This window comes from Variovorax sp. HW608, assembly GCF_900090195.1.
Classification (GTDB): domain Bacteria; phylum Pseudomonadota; class Gammaproteobacteria; order Burkholderiales; family Burkholderiaceae_C; genus Variovorax.
In genome coordinates this window covers 6749373-6775154 of sequence record NZ_LT607803.1, presented here as the reverse complement: position 1 = coordinate 6775154, position 25782 = coordinate 6749373, and the positions used below count along the sequence as shown (strand labels likewise).

25 protein-coding genes are annotated in these 25782 nt (G+C 68.4%); 19 read left to right on the top strand and 6 right to left on the bottom strand.

Annotation, left to right across the window (positions count from 1 at the left end):
- Positions 1 to 3 precede the first annotated feature (3 nt).
- Positions 4 to 726, bottom strand: a complete 723-nt coding sequence (locus VAR608DRAFT_RS32135) for a gamma-glutamylcyclotransferase (protein WP_443082902.1) — start codon at positions 724 to 726, stop codon at positions 4 to 6.
- 42 nt (positions 727 to 768) lie between these two features.
- Here VAR608DRAFT_RS32135 and VAR608DRAFT_RS32130 point away from each other — a divergent pair, with 42 nt between their 5' ends.
- The 4 genes from VAR608DRAFT_RS32130 to VAR608DRAFT_RS32115 all read left to right on the top strand — a co-directional run bounded on the left by VAR608DRAFT_RS32130 (position 769) and on the right by VAR608DRAFT_RS32115 (position 4655).
- The gene (locus tag VAR608DRAFT_RS32130) at positions 769 to 1308 is read left to right on the top strand and encodes an OmpA family protein (protein ID WP_088957753.1); all 540 of its coding nucleotides are present in this window, start codon (positions 769 to 771) and stop codon (positions 1306 to 1308) included.
- A gap of 98 nt (positions 1309 to 1406) precedes the next feature.
- Positions 1407 to 3245, top strand: coding sequence for a phosphogluconate dehydratase (gene edd / locus VAR608DRAFT_RS32125; protein ID WP_088957752.1), 1839 nt, complete (start codon positions 1407 to 1409; stop codon positions 3243 to 3245).
- The gene (gene eda, locus VAR608DRAFT_RS32120; protein ID WP_088957751.1) at positions 3236 to 3871 is read left to right on the top strand and encodes a bifunctional 4-hydroxy-2-oxoglutarate aldolase/2-dehydro-3-deoxy-phosphogluconate aldolase; all 636 of its coding nucleotides are present in this window, start codon (positions 3236 to 3238) and stop codon (positions 3869 to 3871) included. The genes edd and eda overlap by 10 nt, the downstream gene beginning before the upstream one ends.
- 58 nt (positions 3872 to 3929) lie before the next feature.
- Entirely contained in the window at positions 3930 to 4655 is a 726-nt protein-coding gene (locus VAR608DRAFT_RS32115) for a haloacid dehalogenase type II (RefSeq protein ID WP_231973037.1), read from the top strand.
- Positions 4656 to 4663: 8 nt separating this feature from the next.
- On the opposite strand, the gene gloA is transcribed toward VAR608DRAFT_RS32115, so the two are convergent.
- Together gloA and VAR608DRAFT_RS32105 are read right to left on the bottom strand one after the other, a co-directional pair.
- A complete protein-coding gene (gene gloA / locus VAR608DRAFT_RS32110) occupies positions 4664 to 5074 on the bottom strand; it encodes a lactoylglutathione lyase (protein WP_088959092.1) in 411 nt (136 codons plus the stop codon).
- Between the two features lie 54 nt (positions 5075 to 5128).
- On the bottom strand, positions 5129 to 5665 hold the full coding sequence (locus VAR608DRAFT_RS32105; protein WP_088957749.1) for a PaaI family thioesterase: 537 nt from the start codon (positions 5663 to 5665) through the stop codon (positions 5129 to 5131).
- Between the two features lie 52 nt (positions 5666 to 5717).
- On the opposite strand from VAR608DRAFT_RS32105, the gene VAR608DRAFT_RS32100 reads away from it, so the two are divergent.
- The 4 genes from VAR608DRAFT_RS32100 to VAR608DRAFT_RS32085 all read left to right on the top strand — a co-directional run bounded on the left by VAR608DRAFT_RS32100 (position 5718) and on the right by VAR608DRAFT_RS32085 (position 11046).
- On the top strand, positions 5718 to 6182 hold the full coding sequence (locus VAR608DRAFT_RS32100; RefSeq protein WP_088957748.1) for a MarR family winged helix-turn-helix transcriptional regulator: 465 nt from the start codon (positions 5718 to 5720) through the stop codon (positions 6180 to 6182).
- Complete coding sequence (locus tag VAR608DRAFT_RS32095; RefSeq protein WP_088957747.1) at positions 6175 to 7425, top strand: MFS transporter; 1251 nt, start codon at positions 6175 to 6177, stop codon at positions 7423 to 7425. The genes VAR608DRAFT_RS32100 and VAR608DRAFT_RS32095 overlap by 8 nt, the downstream gene beginning before the upstream one ends.
- Positions 7426 to 7483: 58 nt before the next feature.
- Positions 7484 to 8887, top strand: a complete 1404-nt coding sequence (locus VAR608DRAFT_RS32090; RefSeq protein ID WP_088957746.1) for an MATE family efflux transporter — start codon at positions 7484 to 7486, stop codon at positions 8885 to 8887.
- 68 nt (positions 8888 to 8955) lie between these two features.
- The gene (locus VAR608DRAFT_RS32085) at positions 8956 to 11046 is read left to right on the top strand and encodes a site-specific recombinase (protein WP_088957745.1); all 2091 of its coding nucleotides are present in this window, start codon (positions 8956 to 8958) and stop codon (positions 11044 to 11046) included.
- 12 nt (positions 11047 to 11058) lie between these two features.
- Here VAR608DRAFT_RS32085 and VAR608DRAFT_RS32080 read toward each other — a convergent pair whose 3' ends face one another.
- From VAR608DRAFT_RS32080 to VAR608DRAFT_RS32070, 3 genes are all read right to left on the bottom strand, one after another.
- Complete coding sequence (locus VAR608DRAFT_RS32080) at positions 11059 to 11700, bottom strand: 2-dehydro-3-deoxy-6-phosphogalactonate aldolase (protein ID WP_088957744.1); 642 nt, start codon at positions 11698 to 11700, stop codon at positions 11059 to 11061.
- Positions 11697 to 12599: a 2-dehydro-3-deoxygalactonokinase gene (locus VAR608DRAFT_RS32075; protein WP_088957743.1), complete on the bottom strand. Its 903-nt coding sequence runs from the start codon at positions 12597 to 12599 to the stop codon at positions 11697 to 11699. The genes VAR608DRAFT_RS32080 and VAR608DRAFT_RS32075 overlap by 4 nt, the downstream gene beginning before the upstream one ends.
- A 138-nt stretch (positions 12600 to 12737) precedes the next feature.
- A complete protein-coding gene (locus tag VAR608DRAFT_RS32070; RefSeq protein ID WP_088957742.1) occupies positions 12738 to 13130 on the bottom strand; it encodes a RidA family protein in 393 nt (130 codons plus the stop codon).
- Between the two features lie 122 nt (positions 13131 to 13252).
- Between VAR608DRAFT_RS32070 and VAR608DRAFT_RS32065 the strand changes: the two genes are divergently transcribed.
- The 11 genes from VAR608DRAFT_RS32065 (at position 13253) to VAR608DRAFT_RS32015 (ending at position 25759) form a co-directional block, all read left to right on the top strand.
- Positions 13253 to 14851: an ABC transporter substrate-binding protein gene (locus VAR608DRAFT_RS32065; RefSeq protein WP_231973036.1), complete on the top strand. Its 1599-nt coding sequence runs from the start codon at positions 13253 to 13255 to the stop codon at positions 14849 to 14851.
- Between the two features lie 17 nt (positions 14852 to 14868).
- Positions 14869 to 15819: an ABC transporter permease gene (locus VAR608DRAFT_RS32060; protein WP_088957740.1), complete on the top strand. Its 951-nt coding sequence runs from the start codon at positions 14869 to 14871 to the stop codon at positions 15817 to 15819.
- Positions 15816 to 16682, top strand: coding sequence for an ABC transporter permease (locus VAR608DRAFT_RS32055; protein ID WP_088957739.1), 867 nt, complete (start codon positions 15816 to 15818; stop codon positions 16680 to 16682). The genes VAR608DRAFT_RS32060 and VAR608DRAFT_RS32055 overlap by 4 nt, the downstream gene beginning before the upstream one ends.
- Positions 16683 to 16740: 58 nt before the next feature.
- Positions 16741 to 17802, top strand: coding sequence for an ABC transporter ATP-binding protein (locus tag VAR608DRAFT_RS32050; protein ID WP_088957738.1), 1062 nt, complete (start codon positions 16741 to 16743; stop codon positions 17800 to 17802).
- A complete protein-coding gene (locus VAR608DRAFT_RS32045) occupies positions 17799 to 18788 on the top strand; it encodes an ABC transporter ATP-binding protein (protein WP_088957737.1) in 990 nt (329 codons plus the stop codon). The genes VAR608DRAFT_RS32050 and VAR608DRAFT_RS32045 overlap by 4 nt, the downstream gene beginning before the upstream one ends.
- 13 nt (positions 18789 to 18801) lie before the next feature.
- Complete coding sequence (locus VAR608DRAFT_RS32040) at positions 18802 to 20073, top strand: amino acid deaminase (protein WP_088957736.1); 1272 nt, start codon at positions 18802 to 18804, stop codon at positions 20071 to 20073.
- Between the two features lie 8 nt (positions 20074 to 20081).
- Positions 20082 to 20975 carry a MurR/RpiR family transcriptional regulator gene (locus tag VAR608DRAFT_RS32035; protein WP_231973035.1) on the top strand — a complete coding sequence of 298 codons (894 nt, stop codon included), beginning with the start codon at positions 20082 to 20084 and terminating at the stop codon, positions 20973 to 20975.
- 2 nt (positions 20976 to 20977) lie between these two features.
- Positions 20978 to 22468: an N-acyl-D-amino-acid deacylase family protein gene (locus VAR608DRAFT_RS32030; protein ID WP_088959091.1), complete on the top strand. Its 1491-nt coding sequence runs from the start codon at positions 20978 to 20980 to the stop codon at positions 22466 to 22468.
- A gap of 110 nt (positions 22469 to 22578) precedes the next feature.
- Complete coding sequence (locus VAR608DRAFT_RS32025; protein WP_088957734.1) at positions 22579 to 23547, top strand: 2-hydroxyacid dehydrogenase; 969 nt, start codon at positions 22579 to 22581, stop codon at positions 23545 to 23547.
- Positions 23548 to 23557: 10 nt separating this feature from the next.
- Positions 23558 to 24304: a FadR/GntR family transcriptional regulator gene (locus tag VAR608DRAFT_RS32020; protein WP_088957733.1), complete on the top strand. Its 747-nt coding sequence runs from the start codon at positions 23558 to 23560 to the stop codon at positions 24302 to 24304.
- Between the two features lie 75 nt (positions 24305 to 24379).
- Positions 24380 to 25759, top strand: a complete 1380-nt coding sequence (locus VAR608DRAFT_RS32015; RefSeq protein WP_088957732.1) for an ABC transporter substrate-binding protein — start codon at positions 24380 to 24382, stop codon at positions 25757 to 25759.
- The last annotated feature ends 23 nt before the right edge of the window (positions 25760 to 25782 follow it).

Here is a 25782-nt window from a genome sequence, read left to right as displayed (position 1 = left end):
TGATCAGGTTCGGGACTTTGGACGGTATAGCGGAGACGGCGGCTTTCCGCCATCGGCCTCGGCCGACAATCGGTTTTCGGCCAGCCTGACCAGGCGCGCCAATGCAGCGTCGTGGATCGAGTGCCGCTTGAGTTCCAGCAAGGTCTGCTGCGCGTAGTCGAACGAACTGCCGTAGCGCCCGACCGCGCTCGCGAAGATGTGGCGGTAGCGTTCGTCGCTGAGTTCGCCGGTGAAGTTGGGGCTGAGCCTCGACAGCGTGAAGGCGAGCGCCTTGACCTTGCAATGCGGCGTGACGCATTCGAGCCAGCGCGGGTCGTAGACGCCCGTGGGCATCTCGCGCAGCCAGAGGCGGCCGAGCGTTTCGAGCCCGTTGGCCGCCGGCACGCGGAACACCATGCCGCGGCAACTGCCGCCCGACAGCAGCCCGAACACCAGGCCCGGGTTGTCGACCGTGCCGCGGTTCACCCGGCTCCACATCTTGAGCGCACGATGCCAGCCGTGCACGCGCGCCGGATGACGCTCGATGAAGCCGAACTCGGGCCGCCAGATCAGTGAGCCGTAGCCGAAGAGCCAAAGGTCCTGGTGACCACCCCATTCGTCGATCACGCGATCGAGCATCGGCTTGGGATCGCGCAGGGGCGTGGGCAGCGGATCGAGCCCTGGAGGACCCGGATCGCCCTTCGGCGGCTCGGGGGCGACACCTACAATTTCGCGGTCATGGTTCACCGCACCATTATTTACCGGCCCCTCAACTATGGAGATCCGCCCATGTCTGCGACCAGCAACGACGAGAGCCAACAGAACTTCATCCTTGCCTTCGTGCTTGGCCTGATTGCGCTGGTGATCCTGTTTGTCATGGGCATCGTGCTCTATTCGAGGAGCCACAACGCGGCCGTGCCGGCTCAGCCCGCGGCCGCGGCGGCGCCGGCGACGACCGTGGCCGTGGTGACCGAGACCGTGATGGTCGTGATTCCCGAGGGCGCGAGCATCCGCGTCGCGGGGGGCGTGGTGAACTTCTACTTCGCCACCGCGAGCGCCGACATCGCACCCGGCGCGGCCGAGGCGCTGGCCATCGTGCTCAAGGGCGTCGAGGGCGGCAAGAAGGCACTGGTGTCCGGCTTCCACGACACCACCGGCGACGCGGCGCTCAACGAGGAGCTCGCCAAGAGGCGCGCACAGACGGTCCGCGACGTGCTCGTCGGCCTCGGCTGCCCGCCCGACAAGGTGCAGATGGAACGGCCCGCAGTCACCACCGGCTCGGGCAACAACGCCGAGGCGCGGCGCGTCGAGGTCAAGCTCATCGATTGATGCAGGAATACCGCGGAGCCGGCTGTTTCATTCGGGCTTGATACCATGCACTTCCGGCCGCCAACACGTGCCAGCTCCTCGGCAATGCGACATATCCCATGACTACACACCCCACAGTCCGCGATGTCACCGATCGCATCCGCGAGCGCAGCCGACCGCTGCGCAGTGCCTACCTCCAGCGTCTCTCCGAGATCCGCCACCGCGATCGCGGCTCCGACCGCATGGGCTGCGCCAACGTGGCGCACGCGGTGGCAGGGATTCCGGCCAACGACAAACTCAAGGTGGTGGCCGAACGCGCGCCCAACATCGGTGTCGTCACCGCCTACAACGACATGCTCTCGGCGCACGCGCCGTTCCAGGGCTATCCGGACATCGTCAAGCACGAGTCGCGCCGCCACGGCGCCACCGCGCAGGTGGCCGGCGGCGTGCCCGCGATGTGCGATGGCGTTACGCAGGGCACGCCCGGCATGGAGCTCAGCCTTTTCAGCCGCGACGTGATCGCGATGGGGACCGCCGTGGCGCTCACGCACGACATGTTCGATGCCGCGCTGCTGCTCGGCGTGTGCGACAAGATCGTGCCTGGCCTGCTCATCGGCGCGCTGCACTTCGGCCACCTGCCGATGGTCTTCGTGCCCGCGGGCCCGATGCCGTCGGGCCTGTCGAACAGCGCCAAGGCCAAGGTGCGCGAGCAGGCCGCGCAAGGCCTGGTCGGCCGGCAGGGCCTGCTCGATGCCGAGATGCAGGCCTATCACGCGCAGGGCACCTGCACCTTCTACGGCACCGCCAACAGCAACCAGATGCTGCTCGAGGCCATGGGCCTGCATGTGCCCGGCACCGCGTTCATCCAGCCCGGCGATTCGATGCGCGAGGCGCTCACGCGCGAGGCGGTGCGGACCGTGCTCGGGCGGGCCTCCGACAAGGCCTATGCGGTGCCGCCGATCGGCGAGATGGTCGACGAGCGCGTGATCGTCAATGCGATGGCCGCGCTGCTCGCCACCGGCGGCTCGACCAATCATCTGATCCATTGGGTCGCGGTCGCGCGCGCGGCGGGGATCCTCATCGACTGGAACGATTTTTCCGAGCTCTCGGAAGTCGTGCCGCTGCTCACGCGGGTCTATCCCAACGGAACCGCCGACGTGAACGAGTTCCAGGCCGCGGGCGGCCCGGGCTTCGTGATCGGCGAGCTGCTGGACGCGGGCCTGATGCACGCCGATGTGCAGACGGTGCGCGCCGGCGGCATCCGCGAGTACGCGAACATCCCGTCGCTCGCCGCGACGCCATCGGACGAGCACGCGCTCGCATGGCATCCCGCCGCGCCGACCAAGAACGACGCGGTCGCGCGTCCTGCGGCGTCGCCCTTCAGCGCTACCGGCGGGCTCAAGGTGCTGGTCGGCAATCTCGGCCGCAGCGTGATCAAGGTGTCTTCGGTACCTGACGACCGGCACGTGATCGAGGCCCCGGCCCGCGTGTTCGATTCGCAGGGCGCGCTGCAGGAGGCGTTCAAGGCCGGCGAGCTCGAGCGCGACGTGGTCTGCGTCGTGCGCTGGCAGGGCCCGCAGGCCAACGGCATGCCCGAGCTGCACAAGCTCACGCCGCCGCTGTCCGTGCTGCAGGGCAAGGGCTTGCGCGTCGCGCTGGTCACCGACGGCCGCATGAGCGGCGCTTCCGGCAAGGTGCCGGCCGCGATCCACGTCTCGCCGGAGGCCGCTGCCGGCGGCCCGCTCGCCAAGGTCCGGGACGGCGACCTGATCCGCCTCGACGCGATTGCCGGCACGCTGGCCGTGCTGGTGCCCGATGACGAATGGGCGGAACGCGAAGTCGCCAGGCAACCCGAAGAACAGCGCACCGCGAACGGTCACGGCCTGGGCCGCGAACTATTCGCCGGCATGCGCCGCAACGCATTGACAGCAGAAGAAGGAGCCTGCACATGGCTGTGAATTTGACCGCGCTCGACGTGATGCGCGATGCACCGGTGATCCCCGTGATCGTGCTGCATGACGTGAAGGACGCGGTGCCGCTGGCGCGCGCACTCGTGGCCGGCGGCATCCGCATGCTCGAGGTGACGCTGCGCACGCGCGAGGCACTCGAATGCATCGAACTCATCGCCAAGGAAGTGCCAGAGGCGGTGGCCGGCGCCGGCACCATCCGCAGCGCGGCCGATGCCCAGGCCTCGGCGCTCGCAGGCGCGAAGTTCGGCGTCAGCCCGGGCTACACGCGCGCGGTCGGCAAGGCGTGCCACGACCTCGGCCTGCCGCTTTTGCCGGGCGTCGCGACCGGCAGCGAAATCATGCTGGCCCAGGAAGACGGCTTCACCGAACTCAAGTTCTTCCCGGCGGTGCAGGCGGGCGGCCTCGCGATGCTCAAGGCATGGCAGGGGCCGTTCGGCGACGTGAAGTTCTGCCCCACCGGCGGCATCCATGCGGGCAATGCGCCCGAGTTTCTTGCCCTGTCGAATGTCGCTTGCGTCGGCGGCTCGTGGATCGTGCCGACCGATGCGATCGCCGCCGGCGACTGGTCGCGCATCGAGGCGCTCGCCCGAGAAGCGAGCCAGCTCGCGCGATGAGCGCCGCCCGGCCGCCCGAAGGCGCTCGCACCGCAGTGCGAAGCGCGGAGGTTTCCTGGTGAACACAAGCGTCGACGCGAGCGACCTGAAGGTCATCGCCTTTGACGTCTTCGGGACGGTGGTCGACTGGTACTCGGGCATCGCGGCCGAGGCCGAGCGCATCCTCCCTAGCATCGATGGCGGTGCGTTCGCGCTGGCATGGCGCGCGGGCTACCAGCCGGCGATGAAGGGCGTGATGGAGCGCCTCGCGGCGGGCGAGGGCGGCTTCACGCTGCTCGACGAACTGCACATGGGCATCCTCGGCGGTGTGCTGCACGACTTCGGCATCGAGGATCTCGACGCGGCCCGCAAGCGCGATCTCAACAAGGCCTGGCACCGGCTGCCCGCGTGGCCGGATTGCGTCCCGGGCCTCGCGCGGCTCAGGCGCAAGTTCATCATCTGCTCGCTCTCGAACGGCAACATCGGCCTCTTGACCGAGATGGCGAAGAACGCCGGCCTGCCGTGGGATTGCGTGCTGTCGGCCGAGGTCTTCAAGGCCTACAAGCCCGATCCGCGCACCTACCTCGGCGTCGCGGCGGTGTTCGATGTGTCGCCGGGGCAGGTGATGCTCGCCGCCGCGCACCATGACGACCTCGCAGCCGCACGCACCTGCGGGCTGCGCACCGCCTACATCGAGCGGCCTCTGGAGTTCGGTCCTTCGCGGCCGAAGGATGTTTCGCCGGAGCCGGACAACAACCTGCACGCGCGCAGCATCGAGCATCTCGCGGATCTGCTGGGCTGCTGAACGCACACCTAGCGCAATCCGGCGCCCGCCGCGCCTTCCGCGCGCTGGATCAGTTCGATCTTGTAGCCATCCGGATCCGTCACGAACGCGATCACCGTGGTGCCGCCCTTCACCGGCCCCGCTTCGCGCGTGACGTTGCCGCCCGCGGCCTTGATCTTCTCGCAGGCCGCATGCGCATCGGGCACGCCGAGCGCGATGTGGCCGTAGGCGGTGCCGAGCTCGTAGCTTTCGGTGCCCCAGTTGTAGGTCAGCTCGATCTCGGCCTGCGCCGGGTTGCCCTCGTAGCCGACGAAGGCGAGGCTGTACTTGTACTCGGGGTTCTCCGACGTGCGCAGCAGTTGCATGCCGAGCACCTGGGTGTAGAAGTCGATCGAGCGCTGGAGGTTGCCGACGCGCAGCATGGTGTGGAGGATTCGCATTTCGTGGCTCGCCATCAGATGTTGCTGACCGGCGATTGTCGCGTCCGGCGAAGGTCAGCGCATCTCGAAGACCAGGCAGGTGGTGGTGGCGTGCGCGTAGAGCGTGCCGTCCGGGCCGACAAGGCGTGCTTCGGCGGTGGCGAGCTGGCGGCCGCAGTGGATCACCTTGCCCTCGGCGCGCACACGCTCGACCCTGGGCGTCAGGGCCTTGACGAGATTCACGCCCAACTCGGCGGTGGTGTAGGCGCGGCCCGCCGGCATCATGGTGTGGACCGCGCAGCCGAGGGCCGAGTCGAGCAGCGTGGCGAACCAGCCGCCATGGATGGTGCCGAGCGGATTCAGGTGCTGCGGCAGCGGCTTGCCCTGGAACACCGCGCGGCCGGGGCTGACTTCGATGATCTGGAAATTCATCGTCTTCGCGATCGCCGCGTAGGGGATCTCCGCGCGAATCATGGCCTGCATCATCTCGAGGCCGGTCTTGCCGACGACCTGGTCCGGGCGCGCGAGCCCGGGGCCCGGGCCGGCGTCGAGGCGCTCCGTGACGGCTTGTTCCTCCGCGATCCAGGCGGCGAGTTGTTCTGCTGGGGTCATCGACAGTTCCCTAAAAGGTGCATATACAATGATTGTAGCTACAATCATCGGCATGAATGCTATCGCAAAGCCCCGGGGCTGCACCAATTTCAAGCTGCGTCACCTGATGCGGCAGGTGGCGCGGCTGTATGACGCGGAAGTCGCCAAGAGCGGCCTCAAGACCACGCAGTACTCGCTGCTGTCGCACGTGCTGCATCTGGGCCCGATCCGTCCGGTGGATCTGGCGCAGGCCATGGGTGTCGATGCATCGACACTCACGCGCAACCTCAAGCCCTTGATGGCCGAAGGGTGGCTCGTGCAGGGGGAGGGCCCCGATGCGCGCAGCCGCCTCGTCGAGATCACCGACGAAGGCCGCAAGAAGCGCAGCGAGGCCCAGCGCCACTGGCGCTGCGCGCAGGAGCAGCTCAATCAACTGCTCGGTGTGGAGCGCGTGCTTGCGCTTCACGCGCTGATCGACGAAAGCATCGCGGTGCTGCAGGCCACCGACGAAACCCGCGAAGGGGAACTCGATGACTGACCGCGCCGCTGCCGACACGACTACCTCCGCCACGGGCCATGCCGTCTGGCTGGTGCTGCTCGCCGCCGCGGGCACCTTTGCGCTGACGATGGGCGTGCGGCAGACGATGGGCCTCTTCCTCTCGTCGCTCAACACCTCGACCGGGCTGGGTCTGGGCAGCATCAGCCTGGCCTTCGCATTCGGGCAGCTGTGGTGGGGCCTGACGCAACCCTTCGCGGGCGCGGTGGCGGACCGCATCGGCACCGGACGGGTGCTCTTCATCGGCGTTCTGCTGGTGGCGCTCGGCACCTTCATCACGCCGCTGATGACGACGACCGCAGGCCTCATTTTGGCGATCGGCGTGCTGGCGGCAGGCGGTGCGGGCATGGCCGGTCCCTCGGTGCTCATGGCGGCGACCATGCGGCTGGTGCCGCTGCACAGGCGCGGCCTCGCGACCGGCGTGGTGAATGCGGGCGGCTCCTTCGGCCAGTTCGCCATGGCGCCGATCGCGATCGGCCTGATGGCGGCGGTCGGCTGGGCCAGTGCGATGCAGTGGCTCGCGGTGCTGATCCTCGTGGCGCTGCCCGCGGTCTTCGTGCTCAAGGGCAATTCGAACGCGCTCGCCGCGCAGACGGCCAGCAAGGGCGCGAGTCCGCTCACCGCGCGCCAGGCGGTCGGCCAGGCCATCGGCACGCCGAGCTACCGCTACCTGAGCCTGGGCTTCCTCGTCTGCGGCTTCCACGTCGCATTCCTCGCGACCCACCTGCCCGGCGTGGTCGCTGCCTGCGGGCTCCCGCCCGAGATCGGCGGCTGGGCGCTGGCCATGATCGGCCTCTTCAACATCGTCGGCAGTCTCATGATGGGCTGGGCGGTCGGCCGCTGGCGCATGAAGTCGCTGCTCGCGCTGGTGTACGCCGCGCGCGGACTCGCGGTGCTGGTCTTCCTGCTCGCACCCAAGACGCCGGCGGTGATGCTGGTCTTCGCGGCGGTGATGGGGGTGACCTTCCTCTCTACCGTGCCGCCGACCGCGGGACTGGTCGCGAAGATGTTCGGCCCGGCCAATATGGCGATGCTGTTCGGCATCGTGATGCTGGCGCACCAGATCGGCGGCTTCCTCGGTGCGTTCCTGGGCGGCTACGTGTTCCAGGCCACGGGCAGCTACGACATCGTCTGGTACATCGACATCGCGCTGGCTGCGGGTGCCGCACTGGTCAACCTGCCGATCCGCGAATCGCGGCCGGCGCTGGTGGCGAAGCCGGCATGAGCGCCGCCCGGCCACCCGAAGGCGCTCGCACCGCAGTGCGGCAGCACGGAGGTTCTCGATGAGCGGCCTGGACGCGCGAACCCGGCTGCTGCTCGAAGCGCCGATCGTTCCCACATTGCTGCGCCTCGCGTTCCCGAACGTGCTGGTGATGGTCGCGCAGGCCGCGGTCGGCCTGATCGAGACCTACTTCGTCGGCAAGCTCGGCACCGAGGCGCTCGCGGGCATGGCGCTGGTGTTCCCGGTGGTGATGCTGATGCAGATGACCTCGGCCGGCGCAGTGGGCGGCGGCATCGCATCGTCCATCGCGCGCGCGCTGGGTGGGCGGCGGCGCGATGTGGCCGATGCGCTGGTGCTGCACGCGATCGCGATCGCGATCGGCTTCGGCGTCGTCTTCATGCTCGCGCTGCTCATCGGTGGGCGCTGGCTCTTCACGCTGATGGGCGGCTCGGGTGCTTCGCTCGAAGCGGCGCTGCGCTATGCCGACGTGGTCTTCGCGGGGGCGGTGCTGGTGTGGATCTTCAATTCGCTCGCCGCGGTGCTGCGCGGCACCGGCAACATGGCGGTGCCGGCGAACGTGACCGTGGCGGGCGTATTCATGCTGATTCCGCTCTCGCCGTTGCTGATCTTCGGCTGGGGTCCGATCCCCGGCCTGGGCATCGCGGGCGGGGCAGTCGCGCTGCTGGTCTACTACCTCGGCGGGTCGATCGCGCTGTGGCTCTACCTGCGTTCCGATCGCAGCCTGCTGAAGCCGTCATGGGCGCATGCGCGCTTGCAGTGGCCGCTCATGCGCGACATCCTGCGCGTCGGCCTCGTGGGCGCGGTGTCGACGGTGGCGACCAATCTGTCGATCGGCATCGCGACCGCGCTGTGCGGCCACTTCGGCCCGGGTGCGATCGCGGGCTACGGCACCGCCTCGCGGCTCGAGTATCTGCTGGTGCCGCTGGTCTTCGGCCTCGGGGCGCCGCTCCTGGCGATGATCGGCACCTGCATCGGCGCGGGCCGGCGCGAGCGTGCCTTGCGCGCGGCATGGACCGGCGCTGCGATCGCCTTCGTCCTGGCGGGATCGGTGGGCCTCGCGGCCGCGTTGTTCCCGCGCCAGTGGCTGATGCTGTTCGGCAGCGATCCCGCGATGCTCGACGCGGGCTCGCAGTACCTGCGCGCGGTCGGACCGTTCTATGGCTTCTTCGGCGTCGGGCTGGTGCTGTATTTCGCCTCGCAGGGCGCCGGCCGCCTGCTGTGGCCGGTGCTCGGCAACATCGCCCGGCTGATCGTCGCCGGGCTCGGCGGTTGGCTCGCGCTGCGCTGGGGCGGCGAGCTGGTCGACGTGTTCATCGCGCAGGGTGCGGCACTCGTGATCTATGGCGTCGTGATCGCCTCGGCCATCGCCGGCGGCGCGTGGTTCGGCCGCGTCGGCTGGCCGCGCACCACGGCCGGGCTGCTGCGCCGCATCCAGCCTTCCTGAATTCGATTGCCCAGGTTCTTCCGAGAGGGGATGCGTCGCCGGGCCGCAGTTATCATCTGCGCCCCTGCATGCTTCGTACGCTCACAGCCTTCGTCAAGAACTGGCGCGCCGCGCGCAGCGCCAGTCACCAGCTCGACGTCCTGCTGGCCATGGCCGATGCAGGCGCGTCCTACACGGCACGCAGCGAGTGGCTGATCGAACTGGCGCACTGGATCCGCCGCTCGGGCACACTGCAGGGCGACAGCGCCGACGGATCGGCGGCGCGCAGCTTCGCGGAACACACGCGCCTGCGCTACCTGCTGAACGTGCTCGATCGCAATCCAGCGTGGAGGGCGAACGTCGCCGGGATCCTGCGCGCGGTGCTGCGCGAGAGCGATGGCATGTCGCTGCTGTGCGATGCCGGCATGCCGGTCCATTCGGGCTTCGTCGGCGCGCTGGTCGAGCGGGTGCAGACCTTGATGATTCCGCCGGCGCCGAACCGGCGCGAACTCGGGGCGCTGTTCACGCTGATGTTCACCTCCAACCATGACGCCGAGTGGATCGACGCGCTGCCCATCGAACTGCTCGACCGCCTCCACGCGCTGTTCCGGCACGATGAAGCGGACGACGCGCGGCGCACCGGTGCGTTCTCGCTCGACCTGCTGGCCGCGCTTCATAACCTGAGCTGCCAGGTCAGCTCGACCGGCATGTCGCAACTGGTGCGCAGCCGGCTCGGCGACGCGGATGCGCGCGTGGCGACCGAATCGCAGCCGTTCTACCGTCTCACGCGTGCGATGCTCGCGGTCGAGGCCGCGCACCGGGCGGTGGAAGAGGGCGCGGAGCCCGCGCAGCTGCTGCGCGAGGTCAACTACCTGCGGCTGGTGCTCGACCAGTGCCGCATCGCCACCGACGACGTGTTCGCCAATCTCTACCGCAACGGCGTCAGCGTCGACATCGTGTTCCAGGTGGAGCGCATGCGGATGCGCATCACGCGCACCGAGCATCTCCTGGACGCCTGGATGGCATCGGATGACATGCGTGCCGTGTCCCGGCTTGCCGCGGAGCTCGTCAAGGCCAACCAGGAAAGCCGCAGCGTGTCGCACCTGCTGAACAGCAACGTTTCGCTGCTCGCGCGCAAGGTGGTCGAATACAACGCGGACACCGGCGAGCACTACATTGCCCGCGACCGCCAGGACTACCTGAAGATGCTGCGCATGGCAGCCGGCGGCGGGCTCGTGACGGTGATGACGGTGTGCATCAAGTTCGCGATCACCGGCGCGTACCTGCCTTCGATGCTCGAAGGACTGCTCGCGGGCATCAACTACGCGGCGAGCTTTCTCTTGATCCACTTCCTGCATTTCTCGCTCGCCACCAAGCAGCCTGCGATGACCGCACCGACGCTCGCGCGCGAGCTCGACGGGGCCGGCACACCGCAGGGCATGGACGAGTTCGTCGCCTCGGTGTTCGCGCTGATCCGCACGCAGGCGGCGGCGGTGCTCGGGAACGTGATGATGGTCGTTCCGGTGTGCCTCGGCTTCCAGCTGCTCATGCGCCAGGTGTTCGACGCCGACATCGTTTCGCCCGCGAAGGCACAGGCGACGCTCGAATCGTTCTCGCTCGTCGGGCCGACGCCGATCTATGCCGCGCTGACCGGCGTGCTGCTGTGGTCGTCGAGCCTGTTCGCGGGTTGGGTGGACAACTGGTTCATGCTGCACCGGGTCGGCGACGCGCTCGAGCACAACCGCCGACTGCGGCTGACGCTCGGCGTGGCGGGCGCGGCGCGGCTGGCGGCGTTCTGGCGCTCGAACATCGCGGGCGTGGCGGGCAACATCTCGCTCGGGCTGATGCTGGGTTTGGTGCCGGCGCTTCTTTCAGCCTTTGCCTTCAGCTTCGACGTTCGCCACGTGACGCTGAGCGCGGGCTCGATCGGCGTGGCGCTCGGCGTGCTCGGCACGGACAGCTTGCGCTCCGCCGCATTGTGGTGGGCGGTGGCCGGCGTGTGCAGCATGGCGGTGCTGAACGTGGCGGTGAGTTTCGCGCTCGCCTTCCACATGGCGATCCGCTCGCGCGACCTGCGGCGCGCGCATGTGCGCTCGTTGTACGAGGGCGTGTGGCGCCGCGTGCGAAGCCGGCCGATGGATCTGGTCTGGCCGGGGCTCGGTCAGCAGCGCGCCGGCTAGGCGTTCAGGCGTTCAGGCGCGCAGCGCGCCGCCGAAGGCCGCGACAAAACGCTGCGCATCCTCACGCACCGCCGCCGCGCTCTTGCCGGGTTTGTACAGCGCCGAGCCGATGCCGAAGCCCGCGGAGCCAGCGGCTCGCCAGGCTTCCATGTTGTCGGGCGTGATGCCGCCGACCGGCATCAGCGGCGTGCCCTTGGGCAGCACCGCGAGCAGTGCCTTGACCGCCGCCGGCGACGCCAGCTCGGCCGGAAACAACTTGAGCCCGGTCGCGCCCGCCGCGAGTGCGCCGAAGGCCTCGGTCGGCGTCATCACGCCGGGCAGGCTCACGAGTCCGAGGCGCTTCGCTTCGGCGACCACCTCGGCGTTGAAATTCGGCGCCACGATCAGCTCGCCGCCGACGGCGTGCACGGCCCGCACTTCCTGCGCGGTCAGCACCGTTCCCGCGCCGACCAGCGCCTGCGGAAATCGCCCGGCCAGGAGCGCAATGCTTTCGAGCGGACGCGGCGAATTGAGCGGCACCTCGAGCAGCCGGAAGCCCGATTCGACGATGGCGTCGCCGACGGCGGGCGCCTCTTCGGGCGTCAGGCCGCGAAGGATGGCGACGAGGGGAAGCTGCCGCATGGCGGCGGTGAATTTGTCGTGCGGAGCGGTCATTGCTTGCGTTGGGTTGGATTGGGTGCGTGGAGCGCGTGCAGGCCGGCCCAGGTGGCTTCGGAGCCCAGCGTCCGCGCCTTGATGCCCGATGCCTGCAGCGCGAGCATGTAGCGCTGCGTGAGCGCCGGCGTGCCGATCAGCACCACCTCGCCGGCCGCATGCAGGGACTGGGTGCGCAGTTCCTCGCCGATCAGGACGCCCGACAGGTAGCTCGTCAGTTCGCGCGCCGGCATGCGGTCGAAAAGCGAGAGCGTCCGGGCGCCGAAGGCGTTGTGCAGCAGGCCCTGTCCGTTGTCGGACTGGGTCACGCCCTGAAGGAACGCAGCCTCGTCGAGTGCGGCCGAGGTGTCGAGCGTGCGCGAGAGGATCGAGTGCTGGCTCAGCAGCGCGTAGAACTCGCCGGTCATGAAGGTGCGAAAGCCCGTGACCATGCCGTTCTTCACGCGGGCCCACTTGTTGTGCGTGCCGGGGAGCACGAAGAGCCCGTCGCGCAGGTTGGTGAGCACCATCGCACCGAGGATCTGCACCTCCTCGCCGCGCATCACGTCGGGCACGCCGTCGTGCGTGTCGCTAAGGCCCGGCACGATCGAGATGCGGCCGGGTTCGATCTCCATGATCTTGCTGCGCACTTCGGCAAGGCCCGCGGGGCAGGCGCAGTAGGGCGCCTCGACCCACCCCTGCTTGCTGCCCGCCATGCCCGAGATCAGGCAGCGCGTGCCCGGCGGCCGCATCCAGTCGGCGAAGAGGGTTTCGAACACCTCCGTGAAGCCGCCATTCTTGACGGTGAGGATGCCGCGCGCATGGCTCTGCTCCTCGACGACGCGCCCGTCGGGCTCGAGCAGTGCACCCCGAAGGGAGCTCGTACCCCAGTCGACGGCGACAAGGCGGGTATGGCTCATTGGATGACCTCCGCGCAACAGCGCTGCGGTATTCGCCTTGGGGCGGCGCGGCGGCTCATTGGACTACCCTCGCGCAGCGGCGCTTCGGGATTCGCCTTCGGAACGGCCGGGCGGCTCATGATGTCGCCTCCTTGGGGGTCAGCCGCGCGGTTTGTACGCGGTGACGTCGATCTCGACCTTGGCGTCGATCATCAGCCGCGACTCGACCGTCGAGCGTGCCGGGCGATGGTCGCCCAGGCACTCCATGTACACGCGGTTGAAGCTGCCGAAATCGCGCGCGTCGTTCAGCCACACGCTGACCTTGGCGATGTCCGAGAGCGTGCAGCCCGCGAGCGCGAGCGCATCCTCGATGCGCTTGAAGACCTGGCGCGTCTGCTCCTCGATGCCGCCGACGATCACCTGGCCCTGGTCATCCGTGGGGACCTGGCCCGAGACAAAGACGAAATCGCCTGCACGGGTGGCGGGCGACAGGGGGCGTGCCTGGCGATCGGAGGCGATCGGCGACTGGCCGAGCATTTCAACGTGGGACATGATCTGGTGATGTTTGTAAAGAAATTACATTGATTCCTAGGGTAAACCCTATTTTGACGTGGATAGTTTCGCAAAATAGGATCACCGATGTAATGTTATTACTCATGAGGGCCACGATGCAAATGACCGCCACCACTGTACCGACATCTGGTTTTTCTTCTCCCAGCACGGTGCGCGCGCCGCGTTGGCGGGCATTCGCGGGCGCAGCCGCCGCCGTGCTTGCGCTGGGCCTCCTGCCCGGGGCCGCGTTCGCCGAACCTCCGAAGGGCGGAGCGGCCAATCTGGCGATGGTCGGCGAGCCGCAGGGCCTCGACCCCATGATCAGCACCGCCGACCTCGTCGGCACGATCATGCAGCACGTCTACGAGCCACTCTATACCTTCGATGCGAACTGGAACATCGCGCCGATGCTGGCCGAAGGCATGCCGGTGGTCTCGAAGGACGGCCTGACCTACACCATCGCGCTGCGCAAGGGTGTGAAGTTCCACAACGGACGCGAGTTGAACGCCGATGACGTGGTCGCGTCGCTGCAGCGCTGGATGGAGCTGTCGCCGCGCGGCAAGGCAGTGGGCAAGGAAGTCGCCTCGCTGACCGCCAAGGGCCCGCTCACGGTGGAGATCAAGCTCAATGCACCGTACGCACCCCTGCTCGCGCAGCTGGCGCTGCCCAGCGGCATGGCGGCGATCATGGCCAAGGAAAGCATCGCGCCGCAGCTGAAGGACTTCATCGGCACCGGCCCCTACAAGTTCAAGGAGCGCCGCCCCGACCAGTTCACGGTGCTGGTGCGCTATGAAGGCTACTCGCCGCGCAAGGAGGCGCCGAGCGGCTACGCGGGCCGCCGCGAAGCCCTGCTGGACGAGCTGCGCTTCGTGCCCGTGCCAAACGCGAACACGCGCGTCGAAGGCGCGCTGTCGGGCCAGTTCCAGTACGCCGACCTGCTGCCCGTCGAGTCTGCAGGCCGCATCGACAAGGGCGCGCCAGCAGTCGTGCCGATCGTGACGAAGAACTTCGGCTTCCCCTACATCGTGTTCAACACCAAGGAAGGCGTGCTGGCATCGCAGCCGCTGCGCCGCGCGGTGCAGACCGCGGTGGGGCAGGGCGAGCTGATGGCTGCCGGCTTCGGCGACAACCGCTTCTTCGTCGTCGAGCCCAACTTCTTCCCGAAGGGCACGCCGTACTTCTCGACCGCGGGCAGCAACGCCTACAACACGCGCAACCCGCAGTCGGCCAAGGAGGCTGCCGCCAAGGCCGGCTACAACGGCCAGCCGATCCGCATCATGGCGAGCCGCCAGTACGAGTTCCACTACAACATGGCGCTCGTGATGTCCGAGCAGCTCAAGAAGGCCGGCTTCAAGACTGACCTGCAGGTGGTGGACTGGGCCACGCTGGTGCAGCGGCGCAACGATGCCAAGTTGTGGGACGTGTACTTCACGCATTCGGGCCTCTTCCCCGAGCCGATGCTCTCGCCGCCGCAGCTGGGCGACGGCGCGCCGGGCTGGTGGGAAACGCCGGCCAAGAAGTCGACCTTGGCCGCCTTCAACCACGAAAGCGACGTCGCCAAGCGCGGCGCGCTGTGGGGCCAGGTGCAGCAGACGGTGTATGACGAAGTGCCGTTCATCGAGGTCGGCAAGTTCAACAGCTTGTCCGCGCGCTCGGCCAAGCTGGAGGGGTATACGCCGGCGATCTGGCCGTTCTTCTGGAACACCGGCCTCGCCAAGTAAAGCCACGGACCCTCGTCATGCTGCGCTTCCTGCTCACCCGCCTGGCCGGGGCCCTGGCGGTGCTCGCGATCGTCGCGGTGCTGGTCTTCACCCTGACGCGCCTCGCGTCCGGTGATCCCGTTGCGCTGCTGCTCGGCGATCAGGCCACCGCCGCCGACATCGCCGCGGCCCGCGTGCAATACGGGCTCGACAAGCCGCTGCCGACGCAGTTCGTGCTGTGGGTCGGCGAGCTGCTGCACGGCAACCTGGGGCAGTCGCTGTTCCTGCAGCGCCCCGTGGCGCAGGCGCTGCTGGAGCGTGCCGAGCCGACGCTGTTCCTCGCGCTCTTCGCGGTGTTCATCGCGGCGCTGATCGGCATTCCGGCCGGCATGGCGGCGGCCGTCTGGCGCGGCAGCGCGGCCGACCAGGCCGTCAGCAGCGTCGCGATGCTCGGCGCGAGCGTGCCGAGCTTCTGGCTCGGCCTGATCCTGATCCAGTTCTTCGCGGTCAAGCTCGGGTGGTTCCCGGCATCGGGCTACGGCGATCCGAGCGCAACGCTGCACGAGCGGCTGCATCACCTGCTGTTGCCCGCGCTGGTGCTGGGGCTGCTCAACTCGGCGCTGATCATCCGCTTCACGCGCGCCTCGGTGCTCGACATCCTCGGCGAGGACTACGTGCGCACCGCACGCGCCAAGGGCCTGCCCGAGCGCGTGATCATGGTCCACCACGTGCTGCGCAACGCGCTGGTGCCGATCGTCACGGTGCTCGGCCTCACGCTCGCGCTGATGATCGGCGGCACCGTGGTGACCGAGACGGTGTTCAACCTGCCCGGCGTCGGCAACCTGGTGGTGCGCGCGGTGCTGCGGCGCGACTACCCGGTGATCCAGGGCACGCTGCTCGTCATCGCGGCCATCTACGTGTTCATCAACCTCGGCATCGACTTCATCTACACGCTGGTCGATCCGCGCATCCGGCTGGAGTCCAAATGAAAGCGGCCGTCTCATCCTTTGTCGCCAGTCTGCTGCCGATGGCGAGCCGCCTGTTCATGCGCCGGATCGTGCTCGCGTCGGCGCTGGTGCTGCTGCTGGTGGTGGGCGTGGCGGTGATCCTCCCGTGGGTCTCGGACGCGGACCCCGGCGCGATCGAGATCAGCCAGCGGCTGCACGCACCTTCCTGGGAGCATTGGGCGGGCACCGACGAGCTCGGCCGCGACGTGATGCTGCGCATCGTGCACGGCGCGCGCTATTCGCTCCTGATCGGCTTCATCACCGCCGCCGGCGCCGTGCTCTGCGGCACGCTGCTCGGGATGCTCGCCGGCTTCTTCCGCCGCCTCGACGCGCCGCTGATGCGCATCGTCGACGCGATGATGTCCTTCCCCGACATCCTGCTGGGCATCGCGCTGGTGTCGATCCTCGGCGTTTCGCTGTGGAACGTGATGCTGGCGCTGGTGATCGTCTATACGCCGCGCGTGGCGCGGGTGGTGCGCGCCACCACGCTGGTGCTGCGCGAACTGCTGTTCGTCGATGCAGCGCGGGCCCTCGGCGTGCGCACGCCGCGCATCCTGCGCAAGCACATCCTGCCGAACCTGATGTCGCCGATCCTCGTGCAGGTGACCTTCATCTTCGCCTACGCGATCCTGGCCGAGGCGGGGCTTTCGTTCCTCGGCGTCGGCGTGCCGCCGGACATCCCGACCTGGGGCACCATGATCGCCGGCAGCCTCGAATACGCCGACAAGGCCTTCTGGACCATCTTCTGCCCCGGCCTCGCGATCGTGCTGACCGCGCTGTCGCTGCAGATCCTGGGCGACGGCGTGCGCGACATGCTCGATCCCAAGCTGAGGAAAGCGGCATGAGCGCCGCCCGGCCGCCCGAAGGCGCTCGCACCGCAGTGCGAAGCACGGAGGTAATCGAATGAGCCAAGCCACCGTTTACAAGGCGGACGCCGCCACGCCGCGGCTCGAAGTGCGCGGGCTTTCCACCTCCTTCGCGACCGAGGCCGGGCGCGTGCAGAGCGTGGCCGACGTCTCCTTCACGATCCGCCCCGGCGAGACGCTGGCGCTGGTCGGCGAATCGGGCTCGGGCAAGTCCGTGACCAGCCTCACGCTGATGGGCCTGCATGCCCGCACCTCGCAGGCGCAGGTGCAGGGCGAGGCCTGGTTCGTCCAGCGCGACGGACGCCGCGTCGACCTGCTCGCGATCCCCGAAGCCGACAAGCGCAAGCTGCGCGGCAACGAGTTGGGCATGATCTTCCAGGAGCCGATGACCAGCCTCAATCCGGTGCTGACCATCGGCGAGCAGATCGCCGAGTCGGTGCGGCTGCACCTCGGGCTCGATCGCAAGGCCGCCCTGGCGCATGCGCGCCGCATGCTCGAACTGGTCGAGATCCCCGCGGCCGGCCAGCGCGTGAACGAGTATCCGCACCAGCTCTCCGGTGGCATGCGCCAGCGCGTGATGATCGCGCTCGCGATGGCCTGCAACCCCACCTTGCTGATCGCCGACGAGCCGACCACCGCGCTCGACGTGACCATCCAGGCGCAGATACTCGCGCTCATGGGCCGGCTGCAGAAGGAGACCGGCATGAGCATGCTCTTCGTCACGCACAACCTTGGCGTCGTCGCGCAGTACGCCGATGCGGTGGCGGTGATGTACGCGGGGCGGATCGTCGAATCGGCACCGGTACACGACCTCTTCGCGCGGCCGGCGCATCCCTACACGCGCGGGCTCTTGGCGTGCCTGCCGGGCGTTGCGCGGCGTCGCGGTGCGCACGCCGCGCAAGGCCAAAGGCCGCAGCTCGTGGCCATTCCGGGCCAGGTGTCGAGCCCCTTCGCGCCGCCGCCGGGCTGCGCTTTCGCGCCCCGATGCGCCTACCGTCGCGAGGCCTGCGAGGTCTGCGTGCCGAAACTCGAGCCCGCGGGAAGCGGGCGCATGGTGCGCTGCATCGGCTTCGTCGAAAACCAGGAGAAGGTCGCATGACGACGGCAAGCCTCGCCCATGACAACCTGCTCGAAGTCCGCAACCTGCGCAAGTACTTCGGCAAGGGCAGCCATCCCGTGCGCGCGGTGGACGACGTGAGCTTCAGCATCCGCAAGGGCGAGACGCTGGGGCTGGTCGGCGAATCGGGCTCGGGCAAGAGCACCATCGGCCGCCTGCTCACGCGCCTCGTGGACCCGACCGACGGCGAGATGCTCTACCAGCAGGGCGGGTCGGATGCGGCGCCGCGCAACCTGGCGGAGCTGTCGCAGTCGCAGTTCCGCCCGTTGCGCTCGAAGATCCAGATCATCTTCCAGGACCCCTATGCCAGCCTCAACCCGCGCATGCGCATCCGCGACGTGCTGGGCGAGGCGCTCGATACGCACGGGCTGGCCAAAGGCAGTGCGCGCAAGCCGCGCATCGAGCAACTGCTGCAGCAGGTGGGCCTGCGGCCGGAGCATGCGGACCGCTATCCGCACGAGTTCTCGGGCGGCCAGCGGCAGCGCATCGGCATCGCGCGGGCGCTGGCGGTCGAGCCTCAATTCATCGTCGCGGACGAGCCGCTGTCGGCGCTCGACGTGTCGATCCAGGCGCAGGTGGTCAACCTGCTGGGCGAGCTGAAGGAGCAGCTCGGCCTCACGCTGCTGTTCATCTCGCACGACCTCGATGTGGTCGAATACCTGTGCGACCGTGTCGTCGTGCTGTACCTGGGCCGCGTGATGGAGATCGCGCCGACCGAGTCGCTCTACGCGAACCCCCGGCACCCGTACACGCGCGCCTTGCTGGCGGCGGCGCCGATCCCCGATCCGGCGCAGCGTCGCGTGGTGCCGCTGCTGCAGGGCGACCTGCCGAGCCCGGCGAACCCGCCCTCGGGCTGCGTCTTCCGCACGCGCTGCCCGATGGCCGAGGAACGCTGCGCAAGCGCCGACATGCGGCTGCGCGAAGTGCAGCCCGGCCACTGGCACGCCTGCTGGCGCGACGATCTCTGAGAAGGAACCCGACATGAACGAAGAGCTGATCCTCGACCACCGCAGCAAGAGCTACCCGCTGGAGGCCGCTCCCTGCCGCGCCGCCGACCTCGGCAGCAAGGGCTGGCACGTGCTCGCCGACGACCTCGCCTATCCGCTGGCCGTCGTCCATCGCTCCGCGCTCGCGCACAACATCGCCTGGATGCAGGACTACGCACGGCGCAAGGGCGTGCTGCTGGCGCCGCACGGCAAGACCACGATGTCGCCCGAGCTGTTCGAGCAGCAGCTCGCCGGCGGCGCCTGGGGCCTGACCTTCGCCACCATCTATCAGCTCGCAGTGGGTGTCGAGGCAGGGGCGCGACGCTGCATCATCGCCAACCAGGTGCTGGGCGATGCCGACCTCGACGGCCTGGACATGCTGCTCGCGGGGCACAACGACCTGCGCGTGTGGTTCCTGGTCGACTCGCTCGCGCAACTGGCGCTCATCGAGGACTGGGCCGCGCGCCGGCAGTCGCATCGCACCTTCGACGTGCTGATCGAGATCGGCATTCCGGGCCAGCGCACCGGTTGCCGCACGCTGGGCGAGGCGCTCGAACTCGCAAGGGCGATCTCGCAATCGCCCGTCGTCCGGCTCGGCGGCATCGAATGCTATGAAGGCGGCCTCGCGCGCTGCGACAGCGAGCACGACGCGCGCGAAGTCACGGCGCTGGTGGAGCGCGTGCTCGAAGTCGCGCGGCGCTGCGATGCGGAGCAACTCTTCGGCGAGGACACGCCGCTGCTCACGGCCGGGGGCTCCGCGGTATTCGATCTCGTGATCCCGCTGCTGCGCGCGCAAGGGTTGTCGCGGCCCATGCAGGGCGTGCTGCGCTCGGGCTGCTACATCACGCATGACAACGGCACTTACGCACGCTTCCTCAAGCAGGTGGAGCAGCGCGAAGGGCTGGACAGCTCGCTGCGCGCGGCGCTCGAGGTCTGGTCGCTCGTGCAATCCGTACCCGAGCCGGGACTCGCGCTCCTGACCTGCGGCCGGCGCGACATCTCCTACGACATCGAGATGCCGATCCCGGTGCGGCATGCGCCGCGCGGCGCGCGCATCGCGGCCGCAGTGCCGGCCGACTGGAAGATCAGCGCGCTCAACGACCAGCATGCCTACCTGCGCTTCGATCCGGACGGCACGGTGCCGCAGGTCGGCGATCGCGTGGCGCTCGGCATCTCGCATCCGTGCACCACCTTCGACAAGTGGCGCTGGCTGGCGCTGGTGGATGACGACCTGGCCGTGACCGGCGCCATCAGTACCCGTTTCTGATGAGCGCGATGAACAGTTCCCTGCTGCAGCGCCTGCGCGAAAGCATGGCCGGACTCCCGGCGGCGCAGCGCAGCGTGGTGCAGGTCGTGCTCGAAGATCCCCGCGCAGCGGTGGCCGCAACGGTGGAGCAGCTCGCGCAGCAGGCCGGCGTGTCGATGCCGACCATCGTGCGCACCTGCCGTGCCTTCGGCTTCGATTCGGTGCGCGAGTTCATGCTCGCACTGGCGCAGGACCTCGCAGTGACCGGCTCCTACCTGCACCGCAGCGTGCTGGCGGAAGACAGCGCAAGCGACGTGGCCAGCAAGATCATCCATGCGGCCGTGTCGTCGCTGACCGAGCTCGGGCGCCGCATCGACGTCGATGTGCTCGACCAGGTCGCGACCCGGCTCGCTGCGGCCAAGCGCATCGACTGCTATTCGGTGGGCGCCGCTTCCACCTTCATGGCAAGCGAGCTGCAGAGCCGGCTGTTCCGCCTGGGGTGCACGTCCAACGCGATCTTCGACGCGCACCAGCAGCTCGTGTCGGCGAGCACGCTCGGCCCCGAAGGCGTGGCCTTCGTGATCTCGCACGTGGGGCGCATGCCCTACACGCTGGAGGCGGCCCGCTTCGCGCGTTCGCAGGGCGCGACGGTGATCGCGCTGACGCAGCCCGACACGCAGCTGGCCGAGATCGCCGATCTCGTGATCGGCGTCTCGGTGCCGCAGGACGCGGTGATGCGCGTCGGCACCGAGGCCTACCTCGCACATCTCGTGGTCATCGAGATCCTGATGGTGCGCCTGGCACAGAAACTCGGGCCGTCCGTCACGCGCGGCCTCCAGCAGTTCAAGCAGTTGCTGCACAAGCATGGCTTCGACAGCGCCGAATACTCCGGCGCCACTGAGGCCACTGACGAAGAAACATGACGATGAAAGACAACGGACCCGGCACGCTCCTCACGGGCGGCCAGATCGTCGACGGCGGCGGCACGCCCGGATGGACGGGCGACGTGCTGCTCGTGGGCGAGCGCATCGCATCGGTCGCGGCGCCCGGGCAGACGCCGCCGCAGATGCTCGGCGAGCTGCGCGCCGGCGGCGGCGTGGAGGAGATCGATTGCACCGGCATGGTCGTCGCGCCGGGCTTCATCGACGTGCACACGCACGATGACGCCGCCGCGATCGAGAAACCGGACATGCTGCCCAAGCTTTCGCAGGGCGTGACCACGGTGATCGTCGGCAACTGCGGCATCTCGCTGGCGCCGGTGGTGACGCAGGCGCCGCTGGCCCCGCTGTCGCTGCTGGGGCGCGAGCAGTTCCGTCATCCCACGATGCGCGCCTATGCCGATGCGGTGAATGCCGCGCGTCCCGGTGTCAATGTCGCCGCGCTGCTCGGGCATACCGCGCTGCGCATGCGCCACATGGCTTCGCTGGATCGTGCGGCCGACGCGCGCGAGCGCGTGGCCATGGCGGCGGACATGCAGGAGGCCATGGACGCGGGCGCATTGGGCCTGTCTTCCGGCGTGTTCTACGAGGAGGCGTATGCCGCGGACCTCGATGAGCTCGTGGCCGTGGCGAGCGTGGCGGCGCGCAACGGCGGGGTGTACGCCACGCACATCCGCGATGAACTCGCGGGCATTCTTCCGGCGCTCCAGGAGGCGGCGCTGACCGCGCGCCAGTCCGGCTTGCCGCTCGTCATCTCGCACCACAAGTGCGCGGGCCCCGACAACTGGGGACGCACGCGCGAGACCCTGCCGCTGATCGAGCAACTGGCGCGCGGCCAGGAGATCGGCATGGACGTCTATCCCTATACCGCGGGTTCGACCGTGCTGCGCGAGGATCTGGTCGACGGGATCATCGACGTCCTCATCACCGGCAGCGAGCCGCATCCCGAAATGGGCGGCCGCTACCTGGCGGACATCGCGAAGGAGTGGGGCGTGTCGCAGCAGGAAGCTGCCGTGCGCCTGAAGCCCGGCAATGCCTGTTACTTCCAGATGCGCGAGGACGACGTGCAGCGCGTGGTCACGCACCCGCTCTCGATGATCGGCTCCGACGGCCTGCCGCACGACGAGCGACCGCATCCGCGCCTGTGGGGTGCGTTCCCGCGCGTGCTGGCCAGCTACTGGCGCGAGAAGGGCCTGCTGCGTCTCGAGGAGGCGATCCACAAGATGACCGGCATGTCGGCCGCGCGTTTCCGCATCGGTGGACGCGGGCTGCTCAAGGCGGGCTACATGGCCGACGTGGTGGTGTTCGATCCGCTGCGTGTGAAGGACGGCGCGACCTTCGAGCAGCCGCGGCAGTTCAGCGAGGGCATCGAGCGGGTCTGGGTCAACGGCGCGCTGAGCTACACGGCATCGGGCCGCGCGACCGGCGCGCGCGCGGGCCGCTTCGTGGTGCGTGCCTCATTGTCCGGCGCCGCATAGGGCCCAGGCGCTGTCCCTGGCCATCAGGGTTTGTCCTGCCGGGCGTCGAATTCAATCATCATATGATTCGATCGACATCATTGCCCGATGGCGGCAGAGGGGACAAACGCATGACAGGGACCAGTGCTTCGAACGCTACCGCTCGCCCCGAGCTGCTGGCCGTCGCGCCCCTGATGCCTTTCCTCATGGAGGCCCTCTGCCGCGAGTACACGGTGCACGACCGCATCCATGTGAGCGACCCGGCGGCCTTCGCCGAAGTGGCGCCGCGCATCCGCGGCGTGGTCGCCAACGGTGAAGCCAAGGTCCCGCGCGAACTGATCGCGCAGTTGCCCGCGCTCGAAGTCATCTCGGTGTTCGGCGTGGGCTACGACGGCATCGACGTCGCCGCCGCGCACGAGCGCGGCGTGCCGGTCACCAACACCCCCGAGGTGCTGAACGACGACGTGGCCGATCTCGCGATCGGCCTGATGCTCGCGGTCGCACGCCGCATTCCGCAGGCGGATCGCTTCGTGCGCGGCAACGAATGGCCGAAGGGACCGATCGCGCTCGCTCGCAAGGTCACGGGCAGCCGCCTCGGCATCGTCGGCATGGGCCGCATCGGGCAGGCCATCGCGCATCGCGCCGGCGCGTTCGGGATGGACATCGCCTACACGGCGCGTTCACCGCGCGGCAACGTCAACTACACCTACTACCCCGACGCCGCCTCGCTCGCGTCGGCGGTGGATTTCCTCATCGTCATCACGCCGGGCGGTGCCGCCACGCGGGGCATGATCGATGCGCGCGTCCTCAAGGCGCTCGGGCCGGAGGGCTATCTGGTCAACGTCGCGCGCGGCAGCGTGGTCGACGAGCCCGCGCTGATCGAGGCCTTGCGGGGCGGCGTCATTGCCGGCGCGGCGCTCGACGTGTTCGCGAACGAGCCGCAGGTACCCGAGGCGCTGCGCGAGATGTCCAACGTGGTGCTCACGCCGCACATCGGCAGCGGCACGCGACAGACGCGCGAGGCGATGGGCCGGCTCACCTTCGACAACCTGCGCGCGCACTTCACCGGTGCGCCGCTCTTGACCCCGGTCGACGCCTGAAGAGCGCCGCATGACCAAGAGCACCCACGGCCGCCGCACGCTGGATCTGCTGGGTGAGACGATCGTCTCGCGCCGCTACGCGATCGGTGCGCCGATGCCTTCCGAGCCGCTGCTGTGCGAGGAGTTCGGCGTCAGCCGCACGGTGGTGCGCGAGGCCGTGAAATCGCTGGTCGCCAAGGGCCTCATCGTGACCGGGCCCAAGGTCGGCACGCGCGTGCTGCCCGACGACCAGTGGAACTGGTTCGACCCGGACGTCATCACCTGGCAGGCCCGTGCGGGGCTCACGCCGGAGTTCCTGCGCGACCTGCAGGACCTGCGCCGCGCGGTGGAGCCCTGGGCGGTGCGGCTCGCCGCCGAGCGCGCGACGGCCGAGGACATCGCGGAGATCGAAGCCGCTTTCGCCGGCATGAAGCATGCGGTCGAATTCGGCGGCGACTACGTCACCTTCGACCTGCGCTTCCATCACGGCCTGCTGCGCGGCGCGCACAACCGCATGCTCGCGCAGATGAGCAAGGCGCTGCATGCGCTGCTGCGCACCAGCTTCGAGATTTCCACCGTCAAGAAGGACGGCCCCGCGCTCTCGTTGCCGATGCACCGCGCGGTGCTCGACGCGGTGATCGCGCACAACCCCGCGCGGGCGGAGCGGGCCATCATCAAGCTGATCGACGGTGCGCGCGAGGACATCGAGGAAGTGCTCGCCTCGCACCGCCGCCTGCCGCGTCTCGGCCGGCCCCCGCCGAGACTAAAAGCCGCTTGAGGCGGCCGGGATTCCTTTCTTCCAACCTGTGCTCGTGCACCGAGCCAATCCCAATCACAAGAAGGAGACAGCTGTATGAAACTGAAGGCATTGATGGTCCCGGTCCTGATGGCGATGGGCCTCGGCGTCGCCGGCCAGGCGTCGGCGCAGGAGAAGCTCACCGTCTGGTGGGTCAAGGGCTTCTACAAGGCCGAGGACGATGCGCTTTACGCCGCCATCAAGAAGTTCGAGGAGAAGCACAAGGGCGTCAAGGTCGAGCTGTCGCAATATCCGGTGCAGGACATGATCCCGAAGACTGTTTCGGCGCTCGATTCCGGCAGCCCGCCGGATGTGGCCTATGCCGACGTGTATGACTTCCAGGTCACCGGCAAGTGGGCCTTCGACGGCAAGCTCGAGGACATCAGCAGCGTGATCTCGCCGATGGTGAACCGCTTCGCGCCGAACACGGTCGAGACCACCTTCCTCTACAACGACCAGACGAAGTCGAAGGCCTACTACGCCTTCCCGATCAAGCAGCAGACGATGCACATCAACTACTGGATCGACATGCTGGCCGATGCGGGCTTCAAGGAATCGGACATTCCGACGACCTGGAAGGAGTACTGGTCCTTCTGGTGCGAGAAGGCGCAGCCCGCCAGCCGGCAGAAGACCGGCAAGCGCACCTTCGGCATCGGCATGCCGATGGGCGTGGATTCGAGCGACGCGTTCTATTCGTTCCTGACCTTCGCCGATGCCTACAACGTGAAGATGGTGAACGACAGCGGCAAGCTGCTGGTCGACGATCCGGCGGTGCGCGCAGGGCTGATCAGCGCGATGACCGATTACGTCGCGCCCTACCAGAAGGGCTGCACGCCGCCGTCCTCCACGAGCTGGAAGGACCCGGACAACAACGTCGCCTTCCACAACAAGACCACGGTGATGACGCACAACGCGACCATCTCGATCGCCGCGAAGTGGCTCGATGATTCGAACAACCCGTCGCTCACACCCGAGCAGCGCGAAGAGGCGAAGAAGAACTACACCGAGCGCATCCGCACCGCCGGCTTCCCCGCGAAGCCCGACGGCAGCAATATGGTCTATCGCACGGCCGTGAAGACCGGCGTGGTGTTCAAGGACGCGAAGAACAAGCAGCGCGCGAAGGAGTTCGTGTCCTTCCTGTTGCAGGAGGAGAACCTCACGCCCTACGTCGAGGGGGCGCTGGGCCGCTGGTTCCCTGTCACCAAGGCGGGGCAGGCGAGCGCGTTCTGGCAGGCCGACCCGCATCGCAAGTCGGTCTACAACCAGTACGCGGCCGGCACGGTGACTTTCGAATTCACCAAGAACTACAAGTTCACCATCCTCAACAACGAGAACGTCTGGGCCAAGGCGATGAACCGCATCGTGAGCGACAAGGTGCCGGTGGACAAGGCGGTCGACGAGATGATCGAGCGCATCAAGACCGTCGCCGCGCGCTGAGACACTGAGTCAAGGGGTAGCCA